The sequence below is a fragment of the Streptomyces sp. NPDC043738 genome, assembly GCF_056436545.1.
In genome coordinates, this window is sequence record NZ_JBWKCJ010000024.1 from 134,687 (window position 1) to 143,748 (window position 9,062).

Consider the following 9,062-nt stretch of genomic DNA (forward strand, 5'->3'; position numbering starts at 1 on the left):
CTCCCACCCGGGCGATGGGGGCGGGGGCGGGTTGGGGGCGGGCTCGCACGCCCACCCCCCCCCCCCCCCCCCCCCCCCCCCCCCCCCCCCCCCCGTCACCGGCAGCCGAACAGCCCCGCGCAGCGGACCCCGCCCGCCGCAGGCGCAACGGCGCGAAACCTCCCACGGCGGGAAAGCCGACAACGTGGGCCGCAGCAAAGCGCAGCGAACGGGCAACGGCGAGGAACCCCCACGGCGGGCCAGCCGACAACGTGGGGAGGTCAACCAAGCGCAGGCGCGGGAAGCGCCATCAGCCGGCCCACCAGATCCGCGAACATCCCGTCCGCCGGTTCGTCGGCCAGCATCCGGCGCACGACCTGCGCCATCCGCTCGTCGTACGCCGCGCTCACCGCCGCCAGCGCCGCGAAATCGTGGACGAGCTGCCGCTCCAGTTCGGTGCGCGGGATGCTGCGCCGGTCCAGCCACAGCAGCGCGGTGGTCTCGGCCAGCGAGATCCACGAGCGCACCACCAACTCCAGCCGCGGGGTGGGGTCGGGGACCTCGAGATGGGCGACGATCTGCTCGTACGCGGCCTGCCGCACCCCGTCTATCATCGCGCTCGCCCGGGTCGAGCCGACCGCCGGACCGCCGCGCATCAGCGCCGAGAAGCCGGGGCCGTGTACCTCGACGAAGTCGAAGAAACGCTCCATCACGCGCAACAGGCGGGCACCGAGCGGGCCTTCGTGCGGTTCGACGAACCGGGACGTCAGCTCCTCGGCGGCCCGCCGCAGCGCGGCCTCGTACAGCTGCCGCTTGCCGGGGAAGTAGTGGTAGACCAGCGGCCGCGAGATGCCCGCCGCCTCGGCGATCTCGTCGATCGAGACGTCCTCGGGGGAACGGTGGCTGAACAGATCGAGGGCGACCGCGATCAGCTGATCACGCCGCTCCTCGACGCCCATCCTGCGTCGCGCCCCGGTCGTCATGCGGACCAGCCTAACCATCCGGGGCGCGGCACGGAATCGCGCGAGGACGCGAAGTCGTCAAAGATCGAGCACCAGACCTCCGCCCCGGGCCCGCGAGACGCAGATGAGCAGCGAGTCCGCGCGCTCGGCGTCGGTCAGCAGCTCGTCGCGGTGGTCGACCTCACCGGACAGCACCCGCTGTTGGCAGGTGCCGCAGAAGCCCTGCTCGCAGGAGTACGGGAGGTCGGGCAGCGCCTGGTCGCGGATCGCCCGCAGCACGCTGGTGTCCGCGGCGACCGTGACCGTACGGCCGGTGCGGCGCAGTTCCACCTCGAACGGGGTGTTCCCGCCGGACGGTGCGTCGGCGACCGGGGCGAACCGCTCGGTGTGCAGCGTCAGTCCCTCGGACACGGTCGGCAGCAGCGCCTCGACCGCCGCCATCAGCGGCTCGGGCCCGCAGCAGTAGACGGCCGCGTGCGGCGGCGCACCGGCGAGCACCGCCGCCAGGTCGGGCCGCCCGTCCTCGTCCTCGGCGACCACCGTCACCCGGTCGGCGCCGGCCCCCGCCAGCTTCTCGATCTCCGCCAGGAACGGCATCGAGGCCCGCGACCGCCCGCCGTACACCAGCTGCCAGGGCACCCCCTCGCGCTCGGCCTGCCGGACCATCGGCAGGATCGGCGTGATGCCGATGCCGCCCGCGATGAAGACATAGGCATGGCTGTCGTGGAGCGGGAAGCGGTTGCGCGGCCCGCGCGCCTGCACCACCGTCCCCTCGTGCAGCAGCTCGTGCACCTCGCGCGAGCCGCCCCGGCCGTCCTCGATCAGCCGGGTGGCGATGGTGTACGCATCGGGCGTCGCGGGGTCCCCGCACAGCGAGTACTGGCGCACCGCCCCCGACGGCAGCACCAGGTCCAGATGCGCGCCGGGCTCCCACGCGGGCAGCTCCGCGCCCGCCAGCCGCAGCCGTACCACCCCCTCGGCCTCCGCGGTCCGCTCCACCACGGTCAGTTGCCGTACGCCCGAGCCCCGGCCGGCGCCGTCGCGGCCCCTGCCCGAGACGGGCTCCTCCAGCGCGGGCATCGGCCACAGAGGCGACGCCTTGACCCGCCGGCGCAGCGCCCTCCGGGCGACCAGCAGCGCCGCACCGGCCATCACCAGCGTCCGCATACGGGGCATCTCAGGCACCTCCGGCGGTGCGGGCCTCGGCCGCGGTCGCGGCGGGGGACCCGGCGAGGTAGGCGACGGCCTGCGTGGTGCTGCCGTGCTGCGAGGGGTGGTAGGTGCGGCTGAGGTACTGCGGGATGGAGCGCGCCATGGCTCCCGCGGTCGGCAGTACGCCCTGTCGGCCGGCGCGGAAGAACTCCCGGAAGCTGGCCCTGCCGTCGACCAGCGAGGGGTCGTTCTCCATGAAGAAGCGGGTACCGCGCTGCCACAGGAACACCAGCGCGGTGAACGCCGTGGCCCAGGTGCGCACCCGCCGCCGGTAGCCGCCGTCCAGGTGCATGAAGAGGTCGAACGCCACCGACCGGTGCTCGACCTCCTCCGCGCCGTGCCAGCGCAGCAGGTCGAGCATCATCGGGTCGGCGCCCCTGGCGTCCAGCGCTTCGGCGTTGAGCACCCAGTCGCCCAGGAACGCGGTGTAGTGCTCGATGGCGGCGATCGTCGCGACCCGCTCCAGCAGCCACCACTTGCGGGCCCGGCCCGGCGGCAGGGTCCGGTCGCCGAGCAGCTTCTCGAAGAGCCAGTCCACCTGCGCCGTGTACGGGGTCGGGTCCAGCCCCCGCTCCTTCAGGTGCGGCAGCACCTCGTCGTGGGCCTGTGCGTGCATGGCCTCCTGCCCGATGAAGCCGATGACGTCCGCGCGCAGCCGCTCGTCGCGGATGTAGGGCAGGACCTGCTTGTACACCCGCACGAACCACCGTTCGCCGGCCGGCAGCAGCAGATGCAGCACATTGATGGTGTGGGTGCTGTCCGGATCGCCGGGTATCCAGTGCAGCGGGGTGTCGGCCCAGTCGAAGGCGACGTTGCGGGGCTTCAGCGGGATGTGCTCGGACGCGACCGCCTGGGGCCGCAGCGAGGCCGTATTAGACATGGCGTCAATGTACTGACGGGTAAGGAATGCCGATACCCCTCGGACGGCGAAAGCTCGACAATTTCCCGGCGGGCGCCCCGCGGCGCACCCGCCGGGACCGTCAGCCCAGCGCCCCGATCTTCCTGCCGTTCACCAGCCGGCCCGCCAGCTCCGCCCGGTCGCCCTCCTTCGCGGGCAGCGACAGCAGCCGGCCGGGCGCCTGGCCCCGCACCCCGCCGGTCACGCTGATCGACGCGACCTGGTCGCTGCCCGCCGCCAGCAGCCACCGCCGGCCGTCCGCGCCCTTCCACAGCACCCCGGCCAGGGCGCGGGGCGCCCGCGGACCGCAGGCCGTACCGCCCTCGGCACGGGCCGCCACCACACCCGGTGCGTACGGCCGGCCGGCCGGCGCCGGAGTCTGGATCTGGGCCGTCGTCCGGCTGCCCGGGCCGCGCCAGGTCTCGGCGCGGGTGCACAGCCAGGCCGCTTCGCCCGCACCACCGGGGAGCGGCTGCCGGGCGAACTCCCAGGAGTTCACCGCACGGACGCCCTGGCCGCGGACCGCGGCCAGCTGGCAGGCCGTCCTCGCCCAGGCCGTCCGGGCCTGCGGGGCGGCCACCTCGCCCGGCTTGCGCGGGGTGCCGTACGTCAGCCGGGCCGGGGCCAGCTCGCCGAGATCGGTCAGGAGCCGGCCGCCCATGCGCAGCGCCGGCCAGGTCGTGCACGTCTCGGTGGGTCGTGGCGCGGGCACGGGGGCGGTCACCCCGTGTGCGTCGATGCGGGTGGCCTCGCCCGCCGCGTCCGGCTTCAGCAGATCCACCAGCCGGGCCCGCTTCACCCAAGGGGCCGTCAGATAGCGGACATTGCCCTCGGTGCGGTTGACCACCAGCGCGCTCGCCGAGTCGGCCGCCGCGCCGTCCGTACGGGCGAAGTCCAGCGCCGCGCCCGTACCCTCGGACTGCCCCTCGCCGTCCGCCGACTCGGCGTAGCGCACCACCCGCAGCCCGTCGTGGAAGAGCACCACCACCGCATGGTCCACCACCCCGGCGAACAGCAGCTGGGCGGGCCCCGCGGCCGGGCCGGCCGGGGTGCCGGGCGTCGCCGAGACCGGCACCCCGGCTCCCGGCCTGGCCCATACGGCCAGCGCGCGGCGCAGCAGTGCCTTGTCGTGCACGCGGTCACCGCGGGCCGGCCAGGCGGCGAAGTCCTGGCGGGCGGCGGTCCGCCAGGCGGACGCCGACGCCACGGTCAACTTGCCGGGGTCCAGGGCCGCTTCGGACGCGGCGTTGCGTGCGTACTCCGGGGCGGCCGCGCCGTCCGGGCCCCAGCCGTCGCCCGGCAGCCCCAGCAACGCCCCGCACACCAGCACCGCCGCGCCCGCCGCCAGTACCGCGCGGCCGTGCTGCCGCCGCCGGATCAGATCCGTCGGCCGGGCCTGCAGCGCGCATGCGTCGAACTCCGGTGACTCCAGCAGCGACCGGTCCCGGCTGCCGGCCGGCGTCTCGGCCTCCTCCGCCTCGTCCAGCGCGTCCCGCGGGTCCGCGACCCCGGCGGCCTCCAGCACCCGGCGCGCCTCGGGCGCGCTCAGCCGCTCCAGATCCCGCAGGACGAACGCCGCCCGGCCCGGCCCGGACAGCGCCGACAGCGCCTGGTCCAGGGCGAGTTCGTCCGCGCCGCCGGAACGGGGGAACAGGCTCAGGCCCCAGACCTGGGGGAGCAGGGGCGGCGGGGTGGGCAGGCGGCGGGCGCGCCCGGCGGCGATCGCGGCGCGCAGGACCCGCAGCCGTACGAAGGCGTAGCCGGGGTCGATCGCCGCCTCCGTGCCGGCCCGCTGGGTGGGCAGGCCGAGACCGCGGATGGAGGCGCGCTGGCGCGGCAGGGCGCGCTGGACCACGCCGTGCGCGGCCAGCACCCGGCGGCTGCGGCTCCGGCCGGGCGGCAGGACGAGGTAGGCCAGGCGGACCAGCCGGGGGTAGTGCTCGACCAGCGCCGCCTCGGCCTGCTCGACGTCGATGACATCACCGAGGTCGGCGAGGCCGCTGGGGTCGGAGCGGTCCGGACGGGGGGAGGGCGCCTGCAGCTGCTGCTTCACGTTCGGTGAAACGAGTGAATCCTGCGATGGTCACCGGTGTGACCGGGCGCCCGGACGGTCGCCGAACGGGCGCCGGACACGGCCGCGGCCACCGCGGTGGACCGACCGCGGTGGCCGCATGACCGCCGTACCGGCCGACGCTACTGCTGCAGGTCGAACTCGCCGTCCCGCGCGCCGAGTACGAAGGCCCGCCACTCCGCCTCGGTGTAGCGCAGTACCACATCGGGGTCCATGGAGTTGCGCATGGCCACCGCACCGCGCTCCAGGAAGGCGATCTCCACCGCCTCTTCGGCGCTGCCCGGGGGGCGCTGCCAGGTGGCGTCGGTGATGTCGAGGGCGTAGAGCCACTCCTTCTCAGCTGCGGCACTCATACCGTGTTCCCCTCGCTCGTGGACCGTTGCGGTCAGCGTACGCAATGGTCAGGTGAGCTTCCAGCGGCGGAACTCGGCCGTACCGCGTTCCCCCGAGGCGGAGTTGGCGGCGGACTGGTGCAGTCCGGTGTCCTGGTGCGGGGCCGCTCCGGGGACGGTGACGGTGGCGATCTCGCGCCAGGTCGCGCCGTCGTCGGTGGAGCAGGATCCGGTGTACGTGCCCGCGCGCGGTGCGCCGTCCGCGTCGCGCCGCAGCCGCAGCAGCACGGGCGCGGTGACGCCGGTCAGGCGCCGGTAGGTGTCCAGCGCGCCGTCGCCGTCGGCGTCGTAGGACAGCACCACGCCGTTGGAGGGCGTCACCGAGAGGTTGAGGAAGCCGAGGCCGTCCGGCGAGCCCGGGGCGGGGGCGAGGCGGTTGCGGACGATCAGGCCGGCACGGGCCCAGGGGCCGGTCGCGCCCTGCCCCGTCACCTCGGCCGTCACCGACCCGCCGGCGGCCAGCGCGCCCGGCCGGAAGACCGCGCCGAACTCGGCGGTGGCCTTCCACAGGTCCGCGCCCGCGCCGTCGATCGCGAAGCGGTCGTCCAGCTGGCCGAAGACCGCGGCGTTCGTCGTCACCGTCTCCAGGCCCGCATCGAGCGGTCCGGCGACGAAGAGCGTGCCGTGCCGCGCGGCCCGCACCCGCGGCTCGCCCCGGGGGCCGTACGCGACGCTCAGGTCGTACGGCAGCGGCCGCAGCGGGGCGGTCGGCGGACCGGCCGGGGCGGTGACCCGCCAGCGGGCCCGGCCGGTGCCGCCGGGCGGGACCGACGGCAGGGACACCGGGCCCGAGGCAGTGGCGTCGAGACCGTCCAGCGCGAAGTCGACCCGGCCGGTCGCCCGCAGCCCGTTGACGTTGCGCAGCGCCGCGGTGACCGTGGCGCGGCCGCCCGGCGGCAGCGCGGAGGGGGCGGCGGTGAGCGTGATCGTGCCCTGGTACGGGGCCTTGGCCAGGGTGTCGTGGACCCGGCGCGCGGTGCGGTGGGCATCGGCGGTGGGGCGCAGCGGATAGCTCTTGCGCTCGCGGGTCCAGGGCTCCTCGACGGCGTACCAGTCGAAGGTCCTGGGCGGTCGGTCCGCGGCCAGCGCGTCCGCCAGCTCGTCCAAGTACGCCTGCCACTGCGGGAGATGGACATCGGCGATCAGACCGTGCCAGTCGCGGTTGGCGTAGTTGGCGAGCCTGCCGCCGTCGGCGGTGGGCCGGTCCGCCCAGGTGGTGATCAGCGCGCGGGCGCTGTGTACCAGCTGCGCCGCCTCCTCCTCGTCGGACGCCATCGCCTCGGCGTCCACCAGCCAGGGCCCGAGCAGGAAGCGCCGGTGCGCGCCGGTCACCTCCTCGCTCAGCCGCATCAGCCGCAACCACAGCCCGGACAGCGCGCCGAAGGCCGCCCGGTCCTTGCGCCGGTAGGCGTCCTGGAGCTGCCCGATCAGCTGCCAGGACCGGTTGGCCAGGGCCTGGCGGGCGGCGTCGGTCAGGTCGTGGCGGTAGGCGTCGCTGCCGCGCAGCCCGGGGCGGACGCGCAGCAGCGCGGCGAACGCGGCGTCGAACGCGGCCGGATCGAAGGCGGGGGAGTGGGTGGCGTACGTGGTGCCGGAGCGGGCGGCCAGGCTGGGGCGGGCGGCGAAGACCGAGTCGTGCGGACGGCCGTCCTGGCTGGCGATCTCGTACGCGCTGGTGCGCAGCGCGGCGAACGCGGCGCGCGCCCGGTCGTCGCGGGCGCCGTAGCGCAGGTCGGCATAGCCGTCGAACCAGGCCGCCCGGTCCACCGGGCGCTCCCGCCACGCCAGTTCGCTGAACAGCTCGAAGGCCGCCGGATCGCGTTCGGCGGCCTCCGGCATGTACGCGGTGCCGACGAGCCTGCTGCCCGGCTTGTCGCGCCAGGCGGTGAAGCGCTTCGCCCAGATGTGCGTCTTCGCACCGAGGGTGGTGCGGCCGCCGAAGTTGGGGATGGAGCCGAAGGCGTACGGCACCCCGCCCCAGTCCCGCTCGCGGTCGGTGACGGTGTCCAGGTCGCTGAGGCCGTCCACGATCAGCATCCGGTCGTGGTCGACGGCGTCCAGCAGGTCCCGCCGCGGGTTGTCCTGCCAGCCCAGGATCACCCAGGTGGCGCCGGGGCGAGCCGTGCGCAGGGCCTTCTCGACGGCGCGCGCGGCGTCGGCCACCGGTACGTCCCCGGGGTCGCCGCCCTCGTGCAGCAGATCCATCTTGAAGTGGTCTGCCGGGCCCAGGAGTTGTTCCTGGTGGCGGTAGAAGGCGGCGGCCACCGCGGCGAAGACCGGGCTGCGCGGGTCGAGCCAGTCGGGTCGGGCGAGGCCCGACCAGGTGCCCTGCGGCACGGTGCGGGCGCCGGGATTCCGGTCGGCGAAGCCGCCGGGGACGGTGCCGAAGTAGCCGGGCAGCACCGGACGCATGCCCAGCTCACGCAGCCGGTCGCAGATCCGTCTCCCCAAAGCGGCCCTCCTGCCCAGGAGCCGGTGGCTCACCGGTCCGCCGTAGCCGCTCATGTTCTGCAGCAGCCACCACGGCTGGTGGGAGGGCGCCGGCAGCCAGCCGCGGGCCTCGGCGTCGGAGTAGCCGAAGTCGGTCAGCAGCCGGTGGTAGACGGCCTCGGCACCAGGGGTGACCAGCACCTCGTTCACCCCGTGCAGCGCCAGCACGTCGATCAGCCGCTCCCAGCGCGGCCAGTCCGCGTACGGGGCGGTGTATCCGTCGTGGGTGTCGTTGAGGGCGAAGCGGTGCGGCAGCGAGGTGGCGCGCTCGACGGGGGCGTCCGGGTCGGGCAGCACATCGGGCAGCGCCAGCTGGTCCCCGGCCCAGGACAGATGGGCCCGGCAGGTGTATTTGAGATACCAGTTGACGCCGGTCAGCAGCACCGCGGGCGTCGTCCCGGCGACGGTGATCCGGCCCGCCCGCCCGGTCACCCGGAAGCGGTCGGTGCCGCGCTCGGTGCCGCCGTCGACGACGAGCGGCACCGGCTCGAACTGGTCGGCGTGGCCGGGCAGCAGACGCGCCAGTGCGGCCCGCACCGGCGCGACGTCGTAGGCGGCCGCCGGTGCCCGCCTGGCGCCCCGCCCTGGCCCGGCCGCTCCGAGCACCGCCCCCGCGCCGATCGCCCCGGCGGTTCCCAGTAGTGCGCGTCGTGATGGTGACGGTCGGCTCACGTGTCCCCCCAGGGGGTGGTAACAACGACGGTCCGTATCGTCCGCACGGTAGCGCTGCGCTTGGCTTGCTTCCCACGTTTTCGGCTTTCCCGCCGTGGGTGTTGCTCGCCGTTTCGCCTGCGGCGGGCGTGGTGTTTTCGGGTGCGGTGACAGCCCTACGGACTTCGTCCTACGGTCTGTCCCCTCCCGTGGGTGGGTGGGAAGACAGGCCGGTGGGGGCGGGCCCCCTCACTCGACTACCTGCACACGAGGGCTGACGTACACCCCCACGGTCTTCTCCCACCCACAACGGGAGGGGGCGGGTCGGGGGGGGGGGGGGGGGGGGGGGGGGGAGGAAGCAGGGCCACCCCCCCCCCCCCCCCCCACCTCCCCCTCCCGCAACCAAC

Annotated in this window: 6 protein-coding genes; all 6 read right to left on the reverse strand. The window is 75.1% G+C overall.

Annotated elements, in window-relative coordinates:
- Positions 1–260: 260 nt before the first annotated feature.
- On the reverse strand, positions 261–962 hold the full coding sequence (locus AC0680_RS27645) for a TetR/AcrR family transcriptional regulator (protein ID WP_478633745.1): 702 nt from the start codon (positions 960–962) through the stop codon (positions 261–263).
- Between the two features lie 57 nt (positions 963–1,019).
- Positions 1,020–2,117, reverse strand: a complete 1,098-nt coding sequence (locus AC0680_RS27650) for a PDR/VanB family oxidoreductase (protein ID WP_478633748.1) — start codon at positions 2,115–2,117, stop codon at positions 1,020–1,022.
- A gap of 1 nt (position 2,118) precedes the next feature.
- Positions 2,119–3,033, reverse strand: coding sequence for a metal-dependent hydrolase (locus tag AC0680_RS27655; protein ID WP_478633750.1), 915 nt, complete (start codon positions 3,031–3,033; stop codon positions 2,119–2,121).
- A gap of 100 nt (positions 3,034–3,133) precedes the next feature.
- On the reverse strand, positions 3,134–5,104 hold the full coding sequence (locus AC0680_RS27660) for a hypothetical protein (RefSeq protein WP_478633752.1): 1,971 nt from the start codon (positions 5,102–5,104) through the stop codon (positions 3,134–3,136).
- A gap of 140 nt (positions 5,105–5,244) precedes the next feature.
- Positions 5,245–5,475, reverse strand: coding sequence for a DUF397 domain-containing protein (locus tag AC0680_RS27665; protein ID WP_384436519.1), 231 nt, complete (start codon positions 5,473–5,475; stop codon positions 5,245–5,247).
- Between the two features lie 48 nt (positions 5,476–5,523).
- Positions 5,524–8,676 carry an alpha-N-acetylglucosaminidase gene (locus AC0680_RS27670; protein WP_478633756.1) on the reverse strand — a complete coding sequence of 1,051 codons (3,153 nt, stop codon included), beginning with the start codon at positions 8,674–8,676 and terminating at the stop codon, positions 5,524–5,526.
- Positions 8,677–9,062 lie beyond the last annotated feature (386 nt).